Raw genomic sequence first — 23831 nt, 5'->3', positions numbered from 1 at the left:
AACCGCGTATCATGCGCCCCGAAACTTGAATCGATATCGGGAGCGAGATGTGCAGCAGGAAGCAGTAGCCTACAAGACTTGGGTTTGCCTGATTTGCGGCTGGGTGTACGACGAGGAACTGGGCTTGCCCGAAGAAGGCATTGCCGCAGGCACGCGCTGGGAAGACATTCCGGACGACTGGCGCTGCCCGGAATGCGATGTCGGTAAGGGCGATTTCTCGATGATCGAGATCTGAGGTCAGGTCAAGGCGCTTCGCGCTGGGTCGCCGATCGACAGATGCCCGCGCGCCGTCGCTTTTGCGCGCAGCGCGTATAGCGCATCCGGTATGGGTGGCTGCAGCGCCACAATGCCGTGCCCACAGTCACGACCAGCAGCGCCACCATCACGGTGGCGAGCATAAGAAGAGACATCGCACCTCCTTCTCGCCTGCAGCCGCTCTGGCCGTCTTGCCTGGCGGCGTTCTCTCTCTAACTGGTGTCCTGTTCGATCGCCGATCGCTAGATCAGCAGTGGCAGGGCTTCCAGCACCAATACCCCAAGCAGGACTCCCAGGATCGCGCCGGCGCAACGGCAACTGATACGCAACGCCTTGGCCGCAACTGGAATCGCGCCCATCGCCAACAAGCCGACGAGTGCCATGGGGATCAGGAATACAAGATCGTGCGCCTGTAACTGAAGATGCAGCATGGCGGTCTCCTATCTTGTTTCTTTGTTCTTCCAGTATAGGCAGTGTGTGGCGAATACAAGGCTGTAGTGCTTGGGGTTGTCCCGTACTGTTTGCGTCATGTCATGCTCTGCCAAGTATCTCGCGCGAGACTTGGCCCGAAGCCGTTTGTACCGTTGACAGCGCACCTGGACGGTTTCCCACGCGGTTTTCCTGTCGTGTCAGCCGTATTGATGACGAGTGTCCTATGCTGGACGCACGGGGTCACCAAAGCAGACTGAAGCAGACTGGAGGACGCTATGGAACTACATATGCATTCGCACCACTACATGCGTCGCCTGCCGGACTGGACGGCGGCCGCCGTGTCCGGGCTCGCGGCCGGTGCGCTGCTGATCGTCGTGGAGATGTTCTGGTCGACGATGGTGGCCGGCGTTCACCCATGGGGCACCACGCGCATGGTTGCCGCAATCGTGCTCGGGCGCGATGTTCTGCAGAACTCGTTCTTCAGCGTCAGCACGGTCGCCGCAGCGTTGATTATTCACTTCGTGCTCGGCGCGATACTCGGCTGCGTGCTGTGCGCGATCATCGCGCCGTTCCAACTCGATTCGAGCGTCGGCATGTCGCTACTGGTCGGGGCGGTATTTGGCCTGGTGGTGTACATGTTCAACTTCTACGTGATGACAAGCGCCTTCCCGTGGTTTGTCGACCAGCGTGGCTGGCATACGCTGGTAGGGCACCTCATCTTCGGGATGGCCATCGCCATCTGCTACTGGAAGCTGGAGTCGCGCGGTGTATCTCGTTAGATACCTGCCGTGAGATTCTGTACCGAATACATCATGTGCTGATGGTCTGATTGCGTCGCGCACTTTGCCACTACACGGGGCCGCGCGTGGCCACGATGGCGGATCGGGAAGTAAGCTTCCCCTCCGCCATTTTTTATTGTGGCCATGCGCGTCCTGGCGCACCGATATCGGCACGATGTCGCCTTGCCGTGACCTGAAACGATGCACTAGTCTTAATCCACCTGCGCAGTCTGCGCATTCCTCGCGGCTTTTCGTCCGCGCGGAGGAGGGGGGTCATGGCGATCGCCATCGCACTCGTCATCATTGTCGTTGCCTCGGTGCTCTTTCATTTCCTGAGCCCGTGGTGGGCGACACCGCTGGCGTCCAACTGGAAACAGATGGACGACACGCTGACCATTACCCTCGTCATCACCGGCCTGTTCTTTGTCGTTATCAACCTGCTCGTCGGATACATCGTCTGGCGCTTCCGTCATCGTGCGGGGCATCGCGCTGCCTATGCGCCGGAGAACCCGAAACTGGAGCGCTGGCTGATCGGGTTGACCGCCGTGTGCATCATCGCGTTGCTGGCACCAGGCCTGATCGTCTACGCGGAGTACGTGCGGCCACCACGCGATGCGATGGTCATGGAGGTGGTGGGGCAGCAGTGGCAATGGGCCTTCCGCTTCCCCGGCAAAAGTGGCCAGCTCGGTACCACGGATCCGCGATTCGTCAGCGGCACGAATCCACTCGGCCTGAATCCCGATGATCCAAATGGACAGGACAACATACTCGTCATGGGGCCGGAGGTACACCTGCCGCTGAACCGGCCCATCAAGGTGCTCCTGCGCTCGAAGGACGTTTTGCACGATTTCTATGTGCCACCGTTCCGCGCGCGCATGAACATGGTGCCCGGCATGGTCACATCGTTCTGGTTCACGCCCACCAAGACCGGTCGCTTCGATATTCTTTGTGCACAACTCTGCGGTCTGGGCCACTACAACATGCGCGGCCACGTCGTGGTCGAGGAGCAGGCCGCTTTCGACACGTGGCTTGCGAAGCAGCAGACGTTCGCGATGACGCTGGCAAAGGTCGCCGCTCCCACCGCTGCGCCAGCCGAAGGCCCCGCTGTGGCGGGTGCGTCGGCTGGCGCCGCCGATCTCGTGGCGCAGGGCCGCGCACTGGCGCAAAGCAAAGGATGCGTGGGATGCCATAGCGTCGATGGCAGCGTGGGTGTCGGCCCAAGCTGGAAGGGCCTGTACGGCAGCACGCAGACCTTCAGCAACGGCAGCAGCGCGACCGTGGACGATGCGTTCCTGAAGACGGAGATTGAGGACCCGCAGGCCCGCATCGTCAAGGGCTTCGGGTCCGTCATGCCCAAGTTGCCTGTTACCGATGCCGACGTGGTGGCGCTGTCGGCGTATATCCGTTCGCTGGGTGCTGGCGCAACGGGCACCCCGCAGGCCGGCAAATAGCGGCCCGGTGCACAGTCAGAGATCGGAGAGCAAAAAGATGGCCTATGCCGATGATGCCGCCCACCACGGCCCACAGAGTTTCTGGACGCGCTACATCTGGAGCCAGGACCACAAGGTGATCGCCGTGCAGTACACGCTGGTCGCCATCGTGGTCGGGTTGATCGGTGTGACGCTGTCGAATCTGATGCGGATGCAACTGGGTTTTCCGGGGAGGTTCGATTTCATCGACGCCAATCGCTATTACCAGTTCGTGACGATGCACGGGATGATCATGGTGATCTACCTGCTGACGGCACTGTTTCTTGGCGGTTTCGGCAATTACCTGATCCCGCTGATGGTTGGCGCGCGCGACATGGTATTCCCGTTCCTGAACATGCTCAGTTTCTGGGTCTACTTCCTGTCGGTGCTCGTGCTGCTCGCCAGCTTCTTCGTGCCGGGCGGACCCACCGGCGCGGGCTGGACGCTCTATCCACCGCAGGCAATCCTGCCCGGCACGCCAGGGCATGACTGGGGCATCATCCTGATGCTGGTGTCGCTGCTGATCTTCATCGTGGCGGCTACCATGGGTGGCCTGAATTACGTGACCACGGTGCTGCAGGCGCGTACCGAGGGCATGACGATGCTGCGGATGCCGCTGGCCGTGTGGGGCATCTTCATGGCGACGATTCTCGCACTGCTGGCGTTCCCGGCGCTATTTGTATCCGGTGTGATGATGCTGCTCGACAAGACGCTCAGTACCAGCTTCTTCATGCCCGCAGTCGTCTCGATGGGGCAGCAGCTCAACTACAAGGGCGGCAGCCCTCTGCTGTTCCAGCACCTGTTCTGGTTCTTCGGTCATCCCGAGGTTTATATCGTCGCGCTGCCCGCGTTCGGGATCGTCTCCGATCTGATCAGCGTGCATTCGCGCAAGAGCATCTTCGGCTATCGCACGATGGTGTGGGCGATTCTGGCCATCGGTGTGCTGTCGGTGGTGGTGTGGGCGCACCACATGTTCGTGAGCGGCATGAATCCGTACTTTGGCTTCTTCTTCGCCACCACGACGCTGATCATCGCGGTACCCACCGCCATCAAGGTCTACAACTGGGTGATCACGCTGTGGCAGGGCGACATCCATTTCTCGGTGCCGATGCTGTTTGCCATCGCCTTCATCAGCACGTTCGTGATCGGCGGCCTGACGGGGCTGTTCCTCGGCAATGTCAGCGTGGACATTCCGTTGTCGAACACCTACTTCGTCGTGGCGCACTTTCATATGGTGATGGGCGTCTCGCCGATCCTGGTCGTCTTCGGCGGGATCTACCACTGGTATCCGAAAGTCACTGGACGCCTGCTCAACGACACGCTTGGCCGCATTCATTTCTGGATCACGTTCGTGGGCACCTACGCCATCTTCTTTCCGATGCACTACCTCGGTATTCTGGGGATGCCGCGGCGCTACTACGCGTGGCAGGGCTATGACTTCATACCCGAGTCCGCGCACACCCTGAACATGTACATCTCGATCGCAGCGTTCATCGTCGCGGCGGCGCAGTTGCTTTTCATCTTCAACCTCGCGTGGAGCGTGCGGCGTGGACAGCCTGCAGGCGCCAACCCGTGGCGTGCCGCCTCGCTGGAGTGGCAGACGCCGCAGACGCCGCCGGCGCACGGCAACTGGGGCGCGCATCTTCCCGTGGTCTATCGCTGGGCTTACGCGTACAGCGTGCCGGGTGCGAAGGAGGACTTCATTGCGCAGAATGCGCCGCCAGACGCAGGTGGGAGCGAACCCGAGCCACACGCGAGAAGGGGGGCCGTGGCATGAAAGCCGAATCGTTCGCGGTGGATACGGGTGGCGGCGTCTTCCGGGCTTCGCGTGAAGCGCCCGGAGGCAGCCCCGCCGGTGGCGACGCCTTGCATGGACATGGGGCCCACACCCCCGGCAGCTTAGGGTTGTGGGTATTCATGGGCGTAGTCACGGCGCTGTTCACCTTGTTTCTGGCCGCCTACATCATGCGCATGGACAGTCCGGACTGGCAGCGCATTGCGCTGCCGTGGCAGGTCTGGCTGTCCACGGCCGTGCTCGCCGCCGCGTGTGTGGCGATGGAGATCGCCAGGCGGGCGGCGCACTCGGGCCGCATGGTGAGAGCACGTCATGCGTTTCGCCTTGGGGGGATGGGCGCCGTGGCGTTCGTTGGCGTGCAGTTGTGGGCGTGGCAGGCGCTGTACGCGCTTCACGTCGTCCCAGCGAACAATCCAGCGGGCAGCTTCTTCTACTTGCTCACGGCCATGCACGGTCTGCACATGCTTGGCGGGCTGGTGGCCTTCGCGTTTGTGGCGGTGGATCGCGGTAGTGGCACGCGCACGGTGACGCGCATCGGGCTGTGCGCGCGCTATTGGCACTTCCTGTTGGCGGTATGGGTCGTGTTGCTCGGCGCGCTGGGCTGGCTCACGCCGGAGCTCGTCGCGTACATCTGTGGCAGGTCTTGACGGAGAGCGCCCATGCATTCGCAAGTTCCTTCTTCGGCCGGATCGCATCCGGAAGCCTGGAATCCGCCGGGCGGCTTCAGGGGCCTCGTCGCTGACTGGTCATCCGACCAGCGCGCATTCAAGGTGTCATGGGGCAAGGCAATGATGTGGATCTTCCTGCTTTCCGACACCTTCATCTTCAGTTGCTTCCTGATCGGCTATATGACTGTGCGCATCTCCACCACGGTGCCATGGCCGGATACCAGCAAGGCTTTCGCCGAGAACATCGGCGGTCATACGCTACCGCTGATCCTGATCGCAATCATGACCTTCGTGCTGATCACCAGCAGTGGCACGATGGCGATGGCCGTGAATTTCGCCTACCGTCGCGAGCGGCGCCCCTGCGGCCTGCTGATGCTGGCGACCGCCGCGCTCGGGGCAACGTTCGTCGGTCTGCAGGCGTTCGAATGGACCACACTGATCGTGCACGAGGGCGTGCGGCCCTGGGGCAATCCAATGGGCGCCGCGCAGTTCGGCTCCACGTTCTTCATGATCACCGGCTTCCACGGCTTTCACGTGACCTGCGGCGTGATCTACCTGCTGACGATCGCCAGCAAGGTCGTGCGCGGGCACTACGAACCAGGCGGCAACTACCAGGTCGTGGAGATCGCCGGCCTCTACTGGCACTTCGTCGATCTGGTGTGGGTCTTCATCTTCGCGCTGTTCTATCTCTGGTGAGGGCGACCATGGCATCGACACCCATCACTCCGGCCCCCGAGGCGGCCCACGGTGGTCACGGCAAACAGGAACATCCTATCGGCCTCTATCTGAAGGTCTGGGGACTGCTGTTCGTGCTCTCCACGATGTCCTATCTGGTGGACTACTTCGGGTTCACGGGATACCTGCGCTGGTTCCTGATTCTGCTGCTGATGATCCTGAAGGCCGGCCTGATCGTCAGCGTATTCATGCACATGGCCTGGGAGCGCATGGCGCTGATCTGCGCGATCCTGATCCCGCCGCTGTGCCTGCTCGTGCTGGTGTTTCTCATGGCGGCCGAAGCGGATTACACTTTCCTGACTCGCGGCGTGTTTTTTCACTGAAGTCGCATGATGGAATGCGATGAGGGCGCTGCGCAACCCGATCGAGGACTCCGCCGCCCATGCACGCTGCTACCGAAAGCATCCTGATCTACAACCACGGCCGCGATCCCGAGCGGCTGACGATGAAGCTGGCGGCGATCGCAGCCGACCCGTTCGCTTTCTTCCGAGGCACCAACCACCTGTACGCGGCATCGCTCGAGCGCGAGGCTGGTCTGCTCGATGCGCCTAGCACCTATGTGTGTGGCGATCTCCATGTGGAGAACTTCGGCACGTTCAAGGGCGACAACGGACTCGTGTACTTCGATCTGAACGATTTCGACGATGCCATGTTGGCGCCGCTGACGGTCGACGTCATCCGTATGTTGTCGAGCGTGCTGGTGGCCGGAGAAAGCATTGGCCTGTCGGAAGCCGATGCCCGTACGGCCTGCGCACAGATGCTGTCGGTTTACACGGCCATGCTGCGCGCGGGCAAGCCGCGCTGGCTGGAGCGTGCCACGGCGAGCGGTCTGGTGGCCATGCTGCTGCGGCAGGTCAAGCGCCGCAAGCGCGGCGCGCTGCTGAACGCGCGCACGGAGATGCGTGGCGGGCGGCGGCGTCTGAAGTTCGACGGCCATGCGCTACGCGCGGACAAGATGCAGCGTGAACGCGCTTCCGAAATTCTGGGGATCTACTCGAAGCAGGAACATCACGGTCATCGCTTCGTCGCCGAAGACTCGGCGCGACGCGTGGCTGGTGTGGGCAGCCTGGGGCTCGAACGCTACGTCGTGCTGGCGCATGAGCGTGACATGCCGGCAAGTCAGCGGCTTATCGATATCAAACGCGCGGCACCGAGCGCCTGGACCGGGATGCGCACAGGCGGCCAACCGCGCTGGGGCAGCGATGCGCAACGCGTGGCGACCATCCAGCAGATCATGCAGGCCGCATCGCCCGCACTGCTCTCATACGTGCCGCTGGGCAAGGCTTCGTACCTGGTCAAGAGCTTGCAGCCGAGCACCGACCGAGTGAATCTGGAGCACTGCCGGGACAAGACTGTGTTGCAAGACGTGTTCGCCACGATGGCGCGTGCCGCAGCCTCGGCCCATCTGCGGGGCTGTGGCCATCAGGCGGCGGATCGTGTCGAGCAGTTGCAGGATTTCGCCGCAGGTGGGCGCTGGCAATCCACCGTGCTGCGGCTGGCAAAGCACGGGCGCGATGTTTCGCTCGCGCAGTGGAAGCAGTTCCGGGAGGACTATGCGAAGGCGCGGGGGAAGGGCGCCTGATCAACTGAGCAGCTAAACAACTGAGCGGCTGCTCGGTCGTTCCCCTCTCACATTGCATGTGAGAGGGGAGATCCCAGCGAATTACGCCATCAAACCTGGGTAATAAACTTGGTCACCAGGTAACCGTCGAAGGTTTCCTGGCCACCTTCGCTGCCGATTCCCGAATCCTTGATGCCGCCAAACGGGGTCTCGGCCAGCGCCATGCCGAAGTGGTTGATGTTGACCATGCCGGCTTCAAGTCCGTTCGATACAAGGTTGGCCGTCTTCAGAGAGTTGGTGAAGACATACGAGGCCAGGCCGAACGGCAGGCTGTTGGCGCGGCGCAGCACTTCTTCCGCATCCTTGAAGCGCGTGACCGGGGCTACCGGGCCGAACGGTTCATCGACCATCAGCTTGGCATCGTCGGGCAGGTCCGTGACGACGGTCGGCGCGAAGAAGAAGCCCTTGTCGCCGATGCGCGAGCCGCCGGCGACGATCTTGCCGCCGCGATGGCTGGCATCGTCCAGGAACTGCTCCATCGACGCGATGCGGCGTTCGTGTGCGAGCGGGCCCATCTGGGTGCCGTCGTCCAGGCCGTTGCCGACCTTGATCGAGCCGATGACCTCGGTGAAGCGCGCCAGGAACTTGTCGTAGGCCTTTTCCTGAACATAGAAGCGCGTGGGCGATACGCAAACCTGGCCGGCGTTGCGCAGCTTGAAGCGGGCCAGCATTTCAGCGGCCGGTTCGATGTCTGCGTCGTCAAACACCAGCACGGGCGAGTGACCGCCCAACTCCATCGTCACGCGCTTCATGTGCGCGCCGGCCATCGCGGCAAGCTGCTTGCCCACCGGTACCGAGCCGGTGAACGAGATCTTGCGCACGATCGGCGATTCGATCAGGTAGGTCGAAACTTCGCTCGGCACGCCCCATACGATATTCAGCACGCCCGGGGGCAGGCCTGCATCGTGGAACAGGCGGGCCAGCGCCACCACGGCGCTCGGGGAGTCTTCCGGACCTTTCAGGATCAGCGTGCAGCCGGCGCCCAGCGCAGCCACGATCTTGCGGATGGCCTGGTTGAACGGGAAGTTCCAAGGCGTGAACGCGGCGCAGACGCCGATCGGCTCGCGCACCACGATCTGGCGCACCGCTGGGTTGCGCGGCGGAATCACGCGGCCGTAGATACGACGACATTCCTCGGCGTGCCATTCGGCATGTTCGGCGCAGATCATCACCTCGCCCACGGCTTCGGCCAGCGGCTTGCCCTGGTCCAGCGTGATGTCGCGGCCAATTTCCTTGGCGCGGGTACGGGTCAGTTCTGCTACGCGGCGCAGGATCTGCGAGCGTTCCAGCGGCGACGTTTTCTTCCAGGTTTCGAAGGCGCGCTGCGCGGCAGACAGCGCACGATCCAGGTCGGCAGTGGTGGCGTGTGGCAGCTTGCCGAGCAGTTCCTGCGTCGCCGGGTTGATGACGTCCTGCTCGCGGCGGTCGCCTCCCTTGATGAATTCTCCATCGATGTAGAGGGCGAGATCCTGGTACATGCCTGTCTCCTGAAGGAAATGGACGGCGCAGCGAAAGGGGCGCGCCGCGGGTGGTCGAAGAATGAAAGCGCAAGCTTAACGCTTTGGGCGGAAGTCCGCACTGGCAGACTTGCGGGCGATTATCGCCCTGCCGCGACGGTCATGTGCACGGCGGCTGGCATGGTGCCCAGCCAGGGACTAGACTGACACGTTCGCAACCCTCGCACTGCTGCGGTGCGGAAAACCTGTCCCAATGAAGCCTGACGCCAGACTGACCACCGGCCCGATCGGCCGCACGCTGCTGATGTTCTCGCTGCCGGTGCTTGGCAGCAACATCCTGCAGTCGCTCAACGCCTCGATCAATTCGGTCTGGGTCGGCCGATACCTTGGTGAGGCGGCGCTCACGGCCACGTCGAACGCCAACATCATTCTGTTTTTCCTGCTCGGCGTGGTGTTCGGGATCAGCATGGCCAATACGATCATGATCGGCCAGGCAGTCGGCGGGCGTGACATCGAAGAGGCGCGACGCGTGGTGGGCACCAGCACCACGTTCTTCGTCGGTCTGTCGGTGCTGGCCGCCGTGCTGGGCTTTGTCTTCACGCCGCATATCCTGGCCGCGATGCATACGCCGGACGATGCCACGCCGCTGGCCATCATCTACCTGCGCATCATCTTCATCGCGCTGCCGTTCATGTACTTCTACAACTTCGTGATGATGACGCTGCGCGGCGCCGGTGACTCGCGCACGCCGTTCTACTTCATGTTGCTGTCGGTGGTGCTGGACGTCGTGCTGAATCCCGTGCTGATCTTCGGGGTAGGCCCGATTCCCCCGCTCGGCATCGCGGGCTCGGCGCTCGCCACGCTGATTGCGCAACTGACCAGCCTGGCGGCGATGATCGGGTTGCTGTACCGGCGCCGGCACTTCCTGCTGCTGCACCGGGAGCAACTTGCGCTGCTCCGGCCGGACATGGCGATCCTGCGCGCGCTGGTGATGAAGGGGCTGCCGATGGGCCTGCAGATGGTGGTGATCTCGTCGTCGGCCATCGTGATGATGTCGCTGGTTAATACGTACGGCTCGCGGACGACCGCGGCCTACGGTGTGGCATCGCAGCTCTGGACCTATGTGCAGATGCCGGCTCTGGCGGTTGGCGCCAGTGTGTCATCGATGGTTGCGCAGAACGTAGGGGCGGGATTGTGGGTGCGTGTGGCGCGTGTCACGCAGGTTGGCATGCTCTTCAACATGTTGATGACCGGCGCGCTGGTGGCGCTGGTCTATGTATTCAATCGTCACTCGCTTGGTCTGTTCCTGGGGGAGGACAGCGTCGCGATCGAGATTGCTCAGCACATCAACAACGTGGTGCTGTGGTCGTTCATCCTGTTCGGCTTCACCATTGTCGTGTTCGGCGCCGTGCGCGCCACGGGCGCCGTCATGGCGCCGCTGGTCATTCTGTTCGTGTCGATGTGGCTGATCCGGCTGCCGTTCGCGTGGCTGCTCGGCCCGCACATCGGCGCCGAATCGATCTGGTGGAGCTTCCCGCTCGGCTCGGTGGTGTCGGTGCTGCTTTCGTTTGGCTACTACCGATATGGCAATTGGCGCCGCAGCCATATCCTGCCGGTCGCGCCACATCCGGAAGCGGTGGGGAATGCACCCGATACCAGCATGGGTGTGCCATGCGAGGATGCCGATGCGGGCGCGGAAGCCGATGAGGGAGTCGCACGACAACCTTCCTAATGCATCCAGACAGGTTTCTGAATGTATGGATGAGAGACATTTGATCGCGTCGCTTACGCACCGCCCGGCGGTGTAAGCAAGTCGAAAGCTGCGCGGCATCCTCTGCCGCGCAGTGCCGCGCCAATCCGCGTTCTTCCCTTTCAAACACCTTTCCACGCCGTCTTTCATTTAACTTTCAGTGGTGTATTCGGTTGCCCACTGAATACGTCACAACGTGATGGAAATGAAAAATCGACGCGAGCGCTGAGGATTGGGGGATACCCTACACCCCAGACAAATGAAAGGAGCCTGAAAGTTCCCGACTCTACTGTTCGCTGCGATGAACGTGTCGAAGTTGATACGTTCGCCGTGGAGATGCCCCAGAGCCGGTGTGTCGCACGGTGCCGCAATTCACAACCTTGAGGAGAATCGTTTTGCGCATACGCAGCCAAAAGGACTTTGCCTCCGGCCTGATGTTTATTCTGGTCGGTCTGGGCTTTTCCTTCGTCGCGCGCGGCTACAGCATGGGGACGGCCGCCAAGATGGGCCCCGGTTACTTTCCGTTCCTGCTTGGCCTAGTACTGGCCATCCTGGGCGCGCTAGTGTTGATGGGGTCGTTGTCGTCGAAGGGTGAGGAAGATCAACTTGCCCGCTGGGATCTGAAGACGCTTCTGTGGATTCTCGGTTCCGTCGTGCTGTTCGGCCTGTTGCTCAAGCCGCTCGGCATGGTGCTGTCGGTGTTCGTGCTGGTGATGGTGTCGTCGATGGCCAGCCATGAGTTCAGCTGGAAGGGTGCCCTGCTCAACAGCGTGGTGCTCGTGCTGATCGCCCTGGGCGCCTTCGTGTACGGCATCAACCTGCAGATGCCGGTCTGGCCTGCCTTCATTACCGGCTAAGGAGTCGCCCGAAATGGAATTGTTTGACCATCTTGCCCTGGGCTTCTCCACGGCATTGTCGCTGCAAAACCTCGCGTACGCGTTCCTGGGCTGCGTGCTCGGGACGCTGATCGGCGTGCTTCCGGGCCTTGGGCCTCTGGCAACCATCGCCATGCTGCTGCCGGTGACGTACTCGCTGCCGCCGGTGGCCGCGCTGATCATGCTGGCCGGTATCTACTACGGTGCGCAGTATGGCGGTTCGACCACCGCTATTCTGGTGAACCTGCCGGGCGAATCGTCGTCGGTGGTGACCACGATCGACGGCTACCAGATGGCACGTCGTGGCCGCGCCGGTGTGGCGCTGGCTACTGCTGGCCTTGGTTCGTTCTTCGCTGGCTGCGTGGCCACGCTGATCCTGGCTGCGTTCGCTACACCGCTGTCGGAACTGGCGTTCAAGTTCGGTCCCGCCGAGTACTTCTCGCTGATGGTGCTGGGCCTGATCGGCGCCGTGGTGCTGGCTTCGGGCTCGCTGCCGAAGGCCGTGGCGATGATTGTGCTGGGTCTGCTGATGGGCCTGATCGGTACCGACGTGAACTCGGGCGCCGCGCGCTTCTCGTTCGACGTGCCTGAACTGACCGACGGCATCGACTTCGTGGCACTGGCCATGGGTATGTTCGGCTTCGCGGAAATCATCGCGAACCTCGAGCAGAAGGAAGCCCGTGAGACGTTCACGAACAAGGTCACGAACCTGTGGCCGACCAAGGAAGACTTCAGGCGCATGATTCCGGCCGTGCTGCGTGGCACGGCGCTGGGTTCGGCACTGGGTATCCTGCCGGGTGGCGGTGCTGCGCTGGCTTCGTTTGCGGCCTACTCGCTGGAAAAGAAGACGTCGAAGTACGCTCACGAGTTCGGCAAGGGTGCGATCGAAGGCGTGGCAGGTCCGGAATCGGCCAACAACGCCGCTGCCCAGACCTCGTTCATCCCGCTGCTGACGCTGGGCATTCCGCCCAACGCCGTGATGGCGCTGATGGTCGGTGCGATGACGATCCACAACATCCAGCCTGGTCCGCAGGTGATGAGCAGCAACCCTGCGCTGTTCTGGGGCCTGATCGCTTCGATGTGGATCGGCAACCTGATGCTGATCATCCTGAACCTGCCGATGATTGGCGTGTGGGTGAAGCTGCTGACCGTGCCGTATCGCTTCCTCTACCCGGCAATTCTGGTCTTCTGCTGCATTGGCGTGTACTCGGTGAACAACCAGACGTTCGACGTGTTCATGGCTGCCGCTTTCGGCGTGATCGGTTACCTGTTCCTGAAGCTGAAGTGCGAACCGGCACCGCTGCTGCTGGGCTTCGTGCTCGGACCGATGATGGAAGAGAACTTCCGCCGCTCGCTGCTGCTGTCGCGTGGTGACTTCACCGTGTTCGTGACGCGTCCGCTGTCGATGGGCCTGCTGATCGCCGCTGCCGCACTGGTGGCCGTGGTGGCACTGCCGTCGATCAAGGCGAAGCGCGAAGAAGCGTTCCAGGAAGAGTAATTCTGACGACAAGCGCCGGCGTCACGCCGGCGCGAACCGAGTAAGCTTTCGGGGGTGCCAAAAGCGCCCCCGTTTCTTTGATGCACTGAAAGGACTGCCCGACTGCGCTGCAGTCATGGGCTGCGCACGATGATTCGATTCTCCGCACCGCTAGTTGCGTTGCCTGCGCCCATGAAAACGCCATCGCTCGATCGTATCGTTTCCAGGCTTTATATCCTCCGGCTTGTCCAGGCCAGTCCATCCACGGTATTCAACCTGATGGAGCGGCTGCGCGAGCGAGGCATCGACAAGAATATCCGCGCGCTGCGCCCAATCCTGCGTAGCCTGATGATGGCGCGATCCATTACCGCCGAACTTGTCGAGGGAAATGGCCGTGTCTACAGCATCACGGATGCCGGACGGGCCGAACTGGACGCCTACCTTGCACATCTCAACGTCCTTCAGGACGACATGAGCGAGACAGCCGAATAGACCAATGCAAATGCCGGTACGTTGCCTGGAATGAGGCGCGGTACCGGCATTGTCATGTATGCATTGTCGTTATCAGGGTTCTACGAACGAAGCACTCAACAAGGCCGCTGGCTTTGTTCACGAGAGATGAGATGCGCGTCGGCGCGCAGTGTGAAAAAGCGCCGGTGCAGCGTCTTGTTGGAAACGCTGCACCGGCGCCGGGGTGGCAACTTTGCTAGTGCGTCAGAGCTTTTCGAATGCGGCGTTCAGCTTGACCCTGTCAACGATTCTGTCGCCGGCACTGCTGACGGCATGCACGTCGAGCAGCTTTACGGCGTCTGTCATTGTGTAGCGTCCGGCCGGCAACGCGGTGTTATCGTCGGCATGAACCCAGATACTGAGGCGCTGTAGTTTGTCCTTGAGCAATTCCGGCGCGGTCCAATAGTTCGCCGGGCTCAGGCGATAACCATCTGAGGTCGTATTGACGGCGCGCGAGGCTCGGAATACCACGACGCGTTGATTGCCGTCCGGACCGTTCATCAGTACTTCAAGCCGCATCGGCGCGCCCTTGGGGTTCCCAACGGGAGTCGTCAGGCCGAGCGAAGGCCGCCCGGCGACGAAATACAGTTGCGACTCGTCATCCGGATGCCAGGCGATATCGATACTCTCTGTCTCGCATGTCTGAGTCGTGCATAGCTTGCTCACCATTGCCGTACGCGATTCTTGCAGGGAATCACCGCCCCGAGTCACGGGCGCAGGCATGGAGGCGGGTATCGTGATGGCCTGGGTAGACAGGAGTGTGTCAACGGAGGACAGCGCGTGGAAACTGTTTGCGGTGTACGGCAACTGCAAGCGGTACAAGGATACTTCGACAGGCTTGTCGGCAATCGGAAGGTTGAACGAGAAATAGTATGCGCGGTCCTTGCCAGCCATTTCTTTCGGGATAATGAAGATTCGCTGGTTGCCATCAGCGTAGCGGACCCGTGCCGCGTACCTTGCCCCTCTGTAATTGTTGGAAGTAGTGCCGGCTTCTTCCATGACAAAGGTGTTCCCGCTGGCCGCGAACAACGGCGGGAAGAGCATGGTGGCGCCCGGATTCTCGCTGGATGTCAGCGAGCCGATCACGGTCACCACCGGAATGCCCATACGATCGGGTTTCAACTGCAACGCCGCACCTTCCCAGTCTGGCGCGACGGGAGCGAAAGTTCGAGTCGTGTTATCCCAACGATAGTAACCTGGGCTTCCAGCCACGGTCCGCAGGGTTGGCGTTGAATCCAGCCGCAGCTGGATCGCGCGCGTGTTGTAGTTTGTGTAAGGAGAGAAGCAGCTCTGACTGTCGGCAGGCTCTTTATCACCGTAGAACTGTGGATCAATCCGGCCTCGCGGCTTGTCTGACGACCGCATGGTAAATCCATCGGTGGCCGCATACCATGTTCTGAATACACCGCGCGCGGTATCGAATGGCTGCGGGTGCGAGGCTGTCCATACGAGACCATCGGGATACTCGCTACCGAACTTCCAGGGCTCCCCTCGAAAGACTGGGGACAAGCCTATGACGCTGCCTAGTGCCTCGTTCATCTGAGGGGCACACTCCCTGTTCCATTGCGTCTGAGCCCAGCCAGAGAAGGCGATATCAATGGGGAAGGCGTCCTGGAGATTTCCGTCGAGGTCCTTGTACCGTCCTTGGGAGAGGGTGGCTCCATAGGCAAGTGGCGACGACTGATTGAACATAGAGTAGACGTAGATGGCCTGCAAACCGCGTCCGGTGTTTGCCTTGTCCACCATGATGTTCGCGGCCCATGCAGTGTTGCTGGTTGGACTGATTCTAGGGGCCGGTATCTGCCTCAGTGAATCAAACCTCATGGGGGGGCCATCATGATGACGCTGTTCCAGCGTGCGGGCAGGTAGTCCACGACGGATATTCTGCTCACCGGCATGCGGGCGTGGATTTCGTCAGCGAGCTTGTCCGAATCGAGGGTATCGGCATTGGAATCAGCATCCTCCCAGAACAATACCTTGGTTCGTGTGTATGTGAGTTCCGATGGACCCGCCAGTGGGGGGAGGCCATTCGTTATGCGATATGCGTAGATCCGTTTTTCATCGTGGCGCACTTCGTCATAGCCAACGGCTAGCTGGACATCGGCCTTCATCCACCCGGTGGGCATTTGCGTGCTCCACGCTTGTGTGCTGTAGCGTGGCAAGGTGTCCTGGGTAATCCTGTCTTCGGCATAGCCAACCAGGCCGGCGGGTTTCTTCAGGCGGAGGCGCCCCATCGATACGCCGTTCAGCGTTGCTTCGACAAATACCTCTTGATCTTTGCTGATGGGGTTGGTTGGCGTAAACAGCAGGAGCGTGCTGCGGCCTTCGACCAGGCGTGGTGCGATGCGCGTTTCATTCTGCCTCACAACACTGGTTTGCCCATATTCGACCGAGCCGGCCAACGCGAATGTCGTGCGTGGGTATTCAGACGCTGGTGTCGGAGTCGGAGTCGGTTGCGCGCTGCTCGATGACGGGCTGCTGTCTCCACCGCCCCCACATCCGGCCATCGTCGCAAGGGCTAAAGCCGATGCCGCTGCAATGCGAAGGAGTTCCATGCGCGGCCGGCGAAGCATTGAGGCCCTGAAAACAGGTGACGCTGATGCGAAGTACTGTGAATGATGGTTGTTTGTCATTTCAATGCCCTCGTGCATTTCGGTGTAAATAATAATGTTTTTGTCATTTATTATTTTCAATTAAATTCAATTGGTTGCTGAATCAATAATCTTAGCCGGATGCTAGATATTATTCTGGCGGCATTTCTTGCTCTGAGGCAAATAAATGTATTTCTACATTTTTAATGAAAATACTATTTATCTTGCGCATTAGTTTTGATATTGGCGCGCAAGAAAGAAGGCCGATTTTTGTGGATTGGGGTGCCTCGCATTTAAATGCGGAGCATAATGTCGGGCAAGAAGGGGGTTGAAACTAAGAAATATCCGGCACGGCATTGCGCCGGGCCATCTGCCGGGGGAATGAGGGCGATGGTTCCCAAACGCATCGGAATGCCGATGCGTATCAATGAGTTGACTTGTCGCGTCCCAGGCGAGGATCTACGTTGGCTTTGGCTGTGGAAACCAAAAACTGGATGCCCAGGAAACCGAAGATTCGGAACTACGCCATCACTACCTGGTTTCGTCCATTACGCTTGGCCTGATAGAGGCCAGCATCGGCAGCCTCTATCAGCCGGCTGAAATCGGCATCGCCTCCCGGCACTATCACCGCGCCGCCGATACTGACCGTGACAAATCCGCCAGTTGGGGAGCAGGCATGCGGAATGCGCAGCGTCTCGATCGCGCGCCTGACCTTCTCGGCCAGCAGTCGTGCGCCGCCGGGCGATGTGGCCGGCAGGATCATCGAGAATTCCTCACCGCCGAAGCGCGCGGGCAGGTCCGCCGGGCGTGCGCAGTTCTCGCGGATCACGGCGGCCACGCGGCGCAGTACCTCGTCGCCCGCCACGTGGCCGTAGGTATCGTTGTAGCCCTTGAATGCATCGACGTCGATCATCAGTAGCGCGAGCTGGGTCTGTTCGCGCTGGGCGCGTTTCCATTCCGCGCCCAGGTACTCGTCGAAGTAGCGACGGTTCGACAGGGAGGTCAGTCCGTCGGAATTGGTTAGCCGCTGCAGTTCGAGATTGGTCTCAAGCAATTGCTGCTGGCTTTGGCGCAGCGCCCGATATGCCTCGTCACGTTGCAGCAGATTCAGGTAAGAGCGAGAGTGGTAGCGGATTCGCGCGATCAACTCGATCGAATCCGGAAGCTTCACCAGATAGTCGTTGGCGCCGGCCGCGAAAGCCGCGCTCTTCATGGTGGGCTCTTCCTTCGTCGACAGCACGATGATCGGAATATCGCGCGTGGTGGCGTTTTCGCGGTAGCGGCGCACCAACGTCAGCCCGTCGGTGCCGGGCATGACCAGATCCTGCAAGATCACGGTGGGCTGGGTGCGCTCGGCCACCGTCACGGCCTCTTCGGGCTGCGAGCAATAGTGGAAGTCGATATCGGACTCGCTGGCCAGCGCGCGCCGGATAGCCTCGCCAATGATGGCTTGGTCGTCAACCAGCAGCACCATCGCCGGGTATTCATGGGTGGCCGCCGCATCGGCCGAATTGAGTTGTCTGGGCATTATTCGCCTCCTGTACTTTTCTTTTACCGCCGACCACCACCACACGTCATGACTAGCCGCGGCGCGATCTTCTGCAGTGGCAGAATTTCGCTCGCCGCGCCCAGCGTGGCCGCCGCCTTGGGCATCCCGTAGACGGCGCTCGTGGCCTGATCCTGCGCGATGGTCTGGAAGCCGCGTTCACGCATGGCCTTCAGGCCTTGCGCCCCATCGCGTCCCATGCCGGTCAGCAATACTCCGATTGCTTCACCGCGCCAGTGTTCCACCACGCTTTCAAAAAACACATCGATCGAAGGGCGATACAGGTAGTCGCAAGGGTCGGGGGTGTAGATCAGTCGTCCCGCGCTGGTCAGGCGCAAGTGATCGTTCGTGCCGGCCAGCACCACCGCGCCGGCCTGCGGTACCTCTCCAGCCCGGGCAAGGCGCACCGGTAGTTGGCACTGCGCGTCGAGCCACTCGGCCATGCCCTGGGCGAACGCTTCGTCGACATGTTGCACGGCGACGACCGCCGCGCCAAAGTCGGCTGGCAACGCGCCGAGCAGCGTGGCCAGCGCGGCCGGGCCGCCGGCCGATGCGCCAATCGCGACCAGCCGGGGCGCGGTGGGCGTTGGCGTGGCCGCCGCGAGCGGATGGGGCGCCTGCGCGCGTCCGCCAAGCAGGCGTGCGATGTTTCGGATCTTTCGCAATAGCGGGCCGGCCGCGAGCTTGGTGTCGGAGTCGGTAAGCGTCGGGGTGTCCACGGCATCGATCGCACCGTGCCCCATGGCATCAAACACCTGGTTCGCGTTACGACCGAGGTCCATGGTCACCACGACGATCGCGCACGGCGATTCGGCCATGATGCGCCGTGTGGCTTCCACGCCGTCCATGACCGGCATCAGCAGGTCCATCAGGATCAGGTCGGGGGTCTGGGTCGCGGCCATCCGCACGGCTTCCTCGCCGTCGCCGGCGATCCAGGCGATTTCGAGCGTGGTGTCCAGCGCAAGCGCGCGCCGCAACGCGGCAACAGCCAGTGCGGAATCATTGACGATGCCGATTCTCATGAGCGTGCCTCGCCGATCAGGTCACGTACCGCGTCGAGCAGCGCGGTATCGTGGAAGCTGCCTTTGGCCAGATAGTAATCCGCGCCAGCCTGCAGGCCGCGCTCGCGATCCTGCTCGCGGTCCTTATAGGAGACGATCATCACGGGGAGATGCGTCAGGCGGGTATCGCCTCGTATCCGGCTGACGAGTTCAATGCCGTCCATGCGCGGCATGTCGACGTCGGTGATCACCAGATCGAACGATTCCGCGCGCAGCACGTTCCATCCGTCCATGCCGTCCACCGCGACGGCCACGTCGTAGCCGCGTCCGCTCAGCAGCTTGCGCTCCAGTTCCCGCACGGTCAGCGAGTCATCCACCACCAGCACGCGCTTGCGTCGCGTCTGGGTGGCTTCCTCGCCGCCGTGGCGCACCCGTTCGATGCGGCCATCGGAGACGAGTTTCTCCACCGACCGCAGCATGTCCTCGACGTCGAAGATCAGGACCGGCATGCCATCGTCGGTCAGGCTGCCCGCCGCGATGTCCTTGATCTTGCCGAGGGCCTGCGCGAGTGGCTGCACCACCAGCAATCGCTCGCCGATCAGGCGATCCACTGCGATGCCATACACACGATCCTGCTCGCCGATGACGACCACGGGAACGGTATCTCCATCCTGGCCACGCTCGGGACGCTGGAGCACCTGCGCGGCGCTGATCAGCCCCACCGGCTTGCCATCGTGGCGGAAGTGCTGGTGCTGCTCGGTCTGTTCGATGTCTTCGCGGCGCACGGCCACGGCACGCAGCACGTGGCCCAGCGGGAAGGCATAGGCTTCGCCCGATATTTCCACGAGCAGCGCCCGCACGATCGACAGCGTCAGCGGCAACTCGAGATGGAAGTGCAGGCCGCTGCCAGGCTGCTGGGAAAGCCTCAGGCTGCCCCGCACGGCACGCACCATGTCCTGCACGGCGTCGAGCCCGACACCGCGGCCGGAGACCTCGGAAACGGTCTCGCGCATGCTGAAACCCGGCAGCAGCAGGAACTCGAGCAATTCGGCTTGCGATAGCCGCGCGACGGTGTCCGCCTGGGCGAGGCCTCGCCGCACGATGGCGGCGCGCAACGCTTCCAGATCGACGCCCGCGCCGTCATCGAAGATCTCGATCACAAGCCGGCCGGCGTTGTGCCACGCATGGAGTGATACGCGGCCTTCTTCCGGCTTGCCGGCGGCGCGGCGCGTGTCCGGCGCTTCGATGCCATGATCCACGGCATTGCGCAGCAGGTGAGCCAGCGGCGCGTCGAGATGCTCCAGGATGTCCCGGTCGACCTGGGTTTGCTCGCCGGACAACTCCAGTCGGACACGCTTGCCGAGCGAGCGGCCCAGGTCGCGCACCATGCGCGAGTAGCCGGTGATGCCATCGGCCAGTGGGCGCATCCGGCACGACAGCGCCGTGTCGTACAGGCGGCGCGACAGTCCACTTTGGCGGTGATCGTACTGGTCGAATTCCTCCACGCGCTGGGTGAGTTGGCCGTGGCTGTCCTCAAGCAGTTGGCGAGTCTCCATCAGTGCCGCCCGCAGGCGTGGCACGGTGCTATCGGGGCTGTCGAGCAGCGCCTGAACGCCATCGAGCGCCTGCATCACGCGCATCTGTTGACGCCTGGCCTGCTGGATCGCAACTCCGAACGGCCGTAGCCAATGCGTCTCCACCATCGACTCGCCGGCCATCGCCAGCAGCCGGTCCAGCCGTTCGGCATTGACGCGCAGGATGCGTTCCTGGTTGCTGCCGGTGTACTCCTGTGGCTGCGCCGGGACGACGGTGCTCGTTGACGGGTGATTGACCGTGGGTAACGGGGGCTCCGGCGGCGCGGGCTCGGCGGCCGGCGGCAACACTGTCGGTGCTGCCAGTGCCGCCACATCCGCGCCGCCATCGAGCAGCGCCTCGAGACGGGCGACGAAAGCGTCGATCTCTGCCTTGCCGCCAAGCTCCGGCCAATTGGCGTTGCCATCGGGCGGATGGCCGATTCGCTGCAGCAGGTCAGTGCCTTGCAGCAGTGCATCGATATGGGAGGCGCTCAGCAGAAGGCCGCCACGTTGCGCGGCGACGAGGCAATCCTCCATCACATGCGCAACGCGCACGCCACCTTCGAGCCCGACGATGCGCGCGGCCCCTTTTAGCGAATGCGCGGCGCGCATGCATGCCTCGAGCTGGACGGCTGCCGTGGGATCGCGCTCCAGGGCCAGCAGGCCGGCATTGAGCACATCGGCCTGCGCGTCGGCTTCGAGCGCGAACAGGTCCAGCAACGAGGCATCACGGAGCTGTTCCGGATTCATGACAGGCTCCGGGTCAACGCCTGCCGCAGCAGGTCGGCATCAAGCAGACCGACGCTGTGGCCGTTGAAATCGAACAGCGCGCGTGAATAGCGGGCGGAGGCGCGCGCGAGCGTCGCCGGCAAGGGCAGCAAGACATCCTGCGTGACGCGCTCGACGCCGGCTACCTCGGCAACGGGCAGCGCGATCGCATTGCGTCCCTGGCCAAGAATCAGGAAGCGCGCCGCGCGCTGGGCATCCTGGCCGCCACGCCCGTTGGATTCAGTGGATTCAGTGGATTCAGTGGATTCAGTGGATTCAGTGGATTCAGTGGATTCAGTGGGTTCGGCCGATTCGCCAAACAGCAGCGCCAGCGAGATGCACGTCAGCAGCGCGCCGCGCACGGCCGCTACCCCGATCAGCGCGGCATGGCGCCGATGCGGCAGCGAGTGGACCAGTGCGGGCGCAGTGACTTCGCCGAGCGTGGCCGTCGGCAAGGCCAGCCATTCGTCGCCGACGCGGAACACCATGTACGACTCTCCGGCCAGCCGGTCGGCTGACGATTGGTCGATGGGCGTATCGCTATCGCTGGCAGGCTGGACGATCGGGTCGATTGCCAGTGTGTCGAGCAACACCAAGGCGGCCTGGGCGTAGACCGGGCAATTCCTGCAGGTGATGTGCGTGGCGAGTAGCGGGCAGGTGCGGTCGCCGGTCACGCCGATGCGGCGCCAGCAGTCGTCGATGGCGCCTGCCGGGGCGGCATGGGGCAACAATGAATTCGGTTCAGCCATGGCTCATTCGGGCATGACGTTGGGCGCGTTCGCGCAAGCGGTGCGCGCCGGCGGCGTCGCCTGCGCTGTCGAGCAGGGCGGCCAGATGATAGAGCGCTTCTTCATGGCCAGGGTCGAGATACACCGCCTTGCGGTAGGCCGCGTGCGCCTCGGTGGCGCGGCCAGAGGCATCGTGCAGCACGCCCAGCAGGCACCAGCCGTCGGCGGATGTTCCGTGTTCGGTCAGGAATAGCTGGCACGCCGCCAGGGCGCGATCGAGTTCGCCGCGATCGGCCATGGCTGCAATGGCAGCCAGCGCGGCGTCGCGGCTGGGTGCGGATGCCGGCTGCGCTGACGGGTTGCTCGCCGCCACATCCGGCGCGCGCGCCGCGTGCTTTGCCGGGGCGGTGGCGGCCGATCGGGCCCTCGCGATCATTGGCTGTGGCGGCATCACCGTGTGCGCTGCTGACGCGTGGCTCGATGGGCTGGCTGGCTGAGCATGGAAGGCGAAGCCCAGCGGGACCCCTGCGCCGGCCAGCCCCTCGCGCGTCAGCAGGCTTGCTTCCGCGGGCCCAACGAAGATCATGCCGTCTGGCCGGGTCAGGCGGCGCAGGGTCCGGATCGCTTCGCACTGCGTGGCCGGATCGAAATAGATCATCAGGTTGCGGCAGAACGCAAAGTGGTATGGCGCTTCGTGCCTCAGCAAGTCAGGGTCGACCAGATTGCCGCATAGCAGCCGTACCTGATTGCGGACCTTTGGCAGCAGTTGATAGGTCGCCTGAGTGCCGGTGACCGACATGAAGTAGCGGTCGCGGAAGTCCAGCGGCTGGCTGCGAAACGCGTTGTCGCCATAGACGGCGGCGCGCGCGCGTTCCAGGGCGCGGGCGCTGATGTCGATGGCATCGATGCGGAAGCGATCGCCCGGAATGCCGGCGTCAAGCAGCGCCATCGCGATCGAATAGGGTTCTTCGCCGGTCGAGCAGGGCAGGCTGAGGATGCGTAGCATCGGCTCCCCGGCGCCAAACACCCGTTGCGCGGCGAATCGGGCCAGCGCGAGCAGTGCCTCGCGGTGCCGGAAAAACCAGGTTTCCGGGACAACGACGGACTCGATCAGCGCCTGCAGTTCGTCCGGCACCGCATGAAGCAGGTTCCAGTAGGTCGCCGGGTCATCGGCGCCCATGGCCTGGCGCCGTTCTTCCACCGCGCGCTCGATCGTGCCTCGGCCGACCGATGCCGCATCGAGCCCGATGCGCTCCTTCAGCAGCGCCTCGATCAAGGTGGACGGGTGGGGGGCGTCGGTCATGCCGGGGACGATGCGGGAAACAGTATGGCGTGGACGGCGTCGGGCAGCAGCGCACCGACATGTACCCACTGGATCAGGCCACGCGGATCGTGGCGCACCGGTCCAAGGTAGCGGGCGTGTGTCGGGTCGATGCCGCCATCGATGAACGATGCGGGATCGCAGCGCAACGTTTCGTTGGCGTGCTCGAGCCGCAGGCCGAGCACGCGAGGCTGGGTGCCGGAGTCGCGCGCGCGCCGATAATGCACCAGCGCGGTGCGGGTGCTGGCGCGCGCAGTGGCGGGTGTGCCAGTGGCCAGCGCGGTGATGTCGATGACGGGCACGGGCTGTCCGTGCCGGGTCATCAGTCCGCAGACCCACTCCGGCGCGCCGGGAATCTGTTTCACGGGGCCGAGCGGCAGGACCTCGGCCACCTCGGCGCTATCGAGCGCGTAGCGATCGGCGCCGATGCGGAAGAGCAGGAAAAGGGCCATGGCGATGGTGGCTCCGGGATCGCCTGT

Annotated in this window: 23 protein-coding genes; 12 read left to right on the top strand and 11 right to left on the bottom strand. The window is 62.7% G+C overall.

The annotated features are described in order from the left end of the window. Nucleotides 1-49 precede the first annotated feature (49 nt). Entirely contained in the window at nucleotides 50-235 is a 186-nt protein-coding gene (locus WD006_RS17415) for a rubredoxin (protein ID WP_008644636.1), read from the top strand. A gap of 7 nt (nucleotides 236-242) precedes the next feature. Here the strand turns inward: WD006_RS17415 and WD006_RS17410 are convergent, their stop codons facing one another. Together WD006_RS17410 and WD006_RS17405 are read right to left on the bottom strand one after the other, a co-directional pair. Continuing rightward, nucleotides 243-410, bottom strand: coding sequence for a hypothetical protein (locus WD006_RS17410; protein WP_155714372.1), 168 nt, complete (start codon nucleotides 408-410; stop codon nucleotides 243-245). Nucleotides 411-497: 87 nt separating this feature from the next. After that, nucleotides 498-686 (bottom strand): hypothetical protein, encoded by a 189-nt coding sequence (locus tag WD006_RS17405; RefSeq protein WP_008644630.1) that lies wholly within the window; start codon nucleotides 684-686, stop codon nucleotides 498-500. 276 nt (nucleotides 687-962) lie between these two features. On the opposite strand from WD006_RS17405, the gene WD006_RS17400 reads away from it, so the two are divergent. The 7 genes from WD006_RS17400 to WD006_RS17370 all read left to right on the top strand — a co-directional run bounded on the left by WD006_RS17400 (nucleotide 963) and on the right by WD006_RS17370 (nucleotide 7715). Beyond that, nucleotides 963-1466, top strand: a complete 504-nt coding sequence (locus WD006_RS17400) for a membrane protein (protein ID WP_011518461.1) — start codon at nucleotides 963-965, stop codon at nucleotides 1464-1466. A gap of 275 nt (nucleotides 1467-1741) precedes the next feature. After that, nucleotides 1742-2917, top strand: a complete 1176-nt coding sequence (locus WD006_RS17395; RefSeq protein ID WP_029309293.1) for a cytochrome c oxidase subunit II — start codon at nucleotides 1742-1744, stop codon at nucleotides 2915-2917. A 37-nt stretch (nucleotides 2918-2954) separates the two neighbouring features. Next, nucleotides 2955-4712 carry a cytochrome c oxidase subunit I gene (gene ctaD / locus WD006_RS17390; RefSeq protein ID WP_008644623.1) on the top strand — a complete coding sequence of 586 codons (1758 nt, stop codon included), beginning with the start codon at nucleotides 2955-2957 and terminating at the stop codon, nucleotides 4710-4712. After that, entirely contained in the window at nucleotides 4709-5377 is a 669-nt protein-coding gene (locus tag WD006_RS17385) for a bb3-type cytochrome oxidase subunit III (protein WP_029309294.1), read from the top strand. Before ctaD ends, WD006_RS17385 begins: the two co-directional genes overlap by 4 nt. Before the next feature lie 12 nt (nucleotides 5378-5389). After that, nucleotides 5390-6094, top strand: a complete 705-nt coding sequence (locus tag WD006_RS17380; protein ID WP_011518465.1) for a heme-copper oxidase subunit III family protein — start codon at nucleotides 5390-5392, stop codon at nucleotides 6092-6094. A gap of 8 nt (nucleotides 6095-6102) precedes the next feature. Next, on the top strand, nucleotides 6103-6456 hold the full coding sequence (locus tag WD006_RS17375) for a cytochrome C oxidase subunit IV family protein (protein ID WP_011518466.1): 354 nt from the start codon (nucleotides 6103-6105) through the stop codon (nucleotides 6454-6456). A 59-nt stretch (nucleotides 6457-6515) separates the two neighbouring features. Next, the gene (locus WD006_RS17370) at nucleotides 6516-7715 is read left to right on the top strand and encodes a DUF2252 domain-containing protein (RefSeq protein ID WP_029309295.1); all 1200 of its coding nucleotides are present in this window, start codon (nucleotides 6516-6518) and stop codon (nucleotides 7713-7715) included. An 89-nt stretch (nucleotides 7716-7804) separates the two neighbouring features. On the opposite strand, the gene WD006_RS17365 is transcribed toward WD006_RS17370, so the two are convergent. Beyond that, nucleotides 7805-9232 (bottom strand): NAD-dependent succinate-semialdehyde dehydrogenase, encoded by a 1428-nt coding sequence (locus WD006_RS17365; protein WP_029309296.1) that lies wholly within the window; start codon nucleotides 9230-9232, stop codon nucleotides 7805-7807. Nucleotides 9233-9464: 232 nt separating this feature from the next. On the opposite strand from WD006_RS17365, the gene WD006_RS17360 reads away from it, so the two are divergent. The 4 genes from WD006_RS17360 (at nucleotide 9465) to WD006_RS17345 (ending at nucleotide 13805) form a co-directional block, all read left to right on the top strand. Beyond that, nucleotides 9465-10943: an MATE family efflux transporter gene (locus tag WD006_RS17360; RefSeq protein ID WP_011518469.1), complete on the top strand. Its 1479-nt coding sequence runs from the start codon at nucleotides 9465-9467 to the stop codon at nucleotides 10941-10943. Between the two features lie 413 nt (nucleotides 10944-11356). Continuing rightward, nucleotides 11357-11818, top strand: a complete 462-nt coding sequence (locus WD006_RS17355) for a tripartite tricarboxylate transporter TctB family protein (protein WP_008644611.1) — start codon at nucleotides 11357-11359, stop codon at nucleotides 11816-11818. 13 nt (nucleotides 11819-11831) lie between these two features. After that, entirely contained in the window at nucleotides 11832-13334 is a 1503-nt protein-coding gene (locus WD006_RS17350) for a tripartite tricarboxylate transporter permease (protein WP_011518471.1), read from the top strand. Nucleotides 13335-13505: 171 nt separating this feature from the next. After that, nucleotides 13506-13805, top strand: coding sequence for a helix-turn-helix transcriptional regulator (locus tag WD006_RS17345; RefSeq protein ID WP_029309297.1), 300 nt, complete (start codon nucleotides 13506-13508; stop codon nucleotides 13803-13805). 222 nt (nucleotides 13806-14027) lie between these two features. On the opposite strand, the gene WD006_RS17340 is transcribed toward WD006_RS17345, so the two are convergent. The 8 genes from WD006_RS17340 to WD006_RS17305 all read right to left on the bottom strand — a co-directional run bounded on the left by WD006_RS17340 (nucleotide 14028) and on the right by WD006_RS17305 (nucleotide 23804). Next, nucleotides 14028-15569 carry a TagA domain-containing protein gene (locus tag WD006_RS17340; RefSeq protein WP_227874005.1) on the bottom strand — a complete coding sequence of 514 codons (1542 nt, stop codon included), beginning with the start codon at nucleotides 15567-15569 and terminating at the stop codon, nucleotides 14028-14030. Nucleotides 15570-15643: 74 nt separating this feature from the next. Beyond that, on the bottom strand, nucleotides 15644-16225 hold the full coding sequence (locus WD006_RS17335; RefSeq protein WP_029309299.1) for a M66 family metalloprotease: 582 nt from the start codon (nucleotides 16223-16225) through the stop codon (nucleotides 15644-15646). A 709-nt stretch (nucleotides 16226-16934) separates the two neighbouring features. Then, complete coding sequence (locus WD006_RS17330) at nucleotides 16935-17942, bottom strand: response regulator (RefSeq protein ID WP_029309300.1); 1008 nt, start codon at nucleotides 17940-17942, stop codon at nucleotides 16935-16937. Between the two features lie 23 nt (nucleotides 17943-17965). Beyond that, nucleotides 17966-18982, bottom strand: a complete 1017-nt coding sequence (locus WD006_RS17325) for a chemotaxis response regulator protein-glutamate methylesterase (protein ID WP_029309301.1) — start codon at nucleotides 18980-18982, stop codon at nucleotides 17966-17968. Further along, nucleotides 18979-21285: a hybrid sensor histidine kinase/response regulator gene (locus WD006_RS17320; RefSeq protein WP_011518476.1), complete on the bottom strand. Its 2307-nt coding sequence runs from the start codon at nucleotides 21283-21285 to the stop codon at nucleotides 18979-18981. The genes WD006_RS17325 and WD006_RS17320 overlap by 4 nt, the downstream gene beginning before the upstream one ends. Beyond that, nucleotides 21282-22052 carry a chemotaxis protein CheW gene (locus WD006_RS17315; protein WP_062794295.1) on the bottom strand — a complete coding sequence of 257 codons (771 nt, stop codon included), beginning with the start codon at nucleotides 22050-22052 and terminating at the stop codon, nucleotides 21282-21284. Before WD006_RS17315 ends, WD006_RS17320 begins: the two co-directional genes overlap by 4 nt. Continuing rightward, nucleotides 22045-23334, bottom strand: coding sequence for a CheR family methyltransferase (locus WD006_RS17310; protein ID WP_011518478.1), 1290 nt, complete (start codon nucleotides 23332-23334; stop codon nucleotides 22045-22047). Before WD006_RS17310 ends, WD006_RS17315 begins: the two co-directional genes overlap by 8 nt. Beyond that, nucleotides 23331-23804 carry a chemotaxis protein CheW gene (locus tag WD006_RS17305; protein WP_011518479.1) on the bottom strand — a complete coding sequence of 158 codons (474 nt, stop codon included), beginning with the start codon at nucleotides 23802-23804 and terminating at the stop codon, nucleotides 23331-23333. The genes WD006_RS17310 and WD006_RS17305 overlap by 4 nt, the downstream gene beginning before the upstream one ends. Nucleotides 23805-23831: the final 27 nt, after the last annotated feature.

Origin of the sequence: Cupriavidus sp. Met-2 (assembly GCF_049843575.1) — a bacterium.
Classification (GTDB): Bacteria; Pseudomonadota; Gammaproteobacteria; order Burkholderiales; family Burkholderiaceae; genus Cupriavidus; species Cupriavidus metallidurans.
Note: the sequence above shows the minus strand (reverse complement) of the source record. Positions and strands in the feature narration are given on the sequence as shown.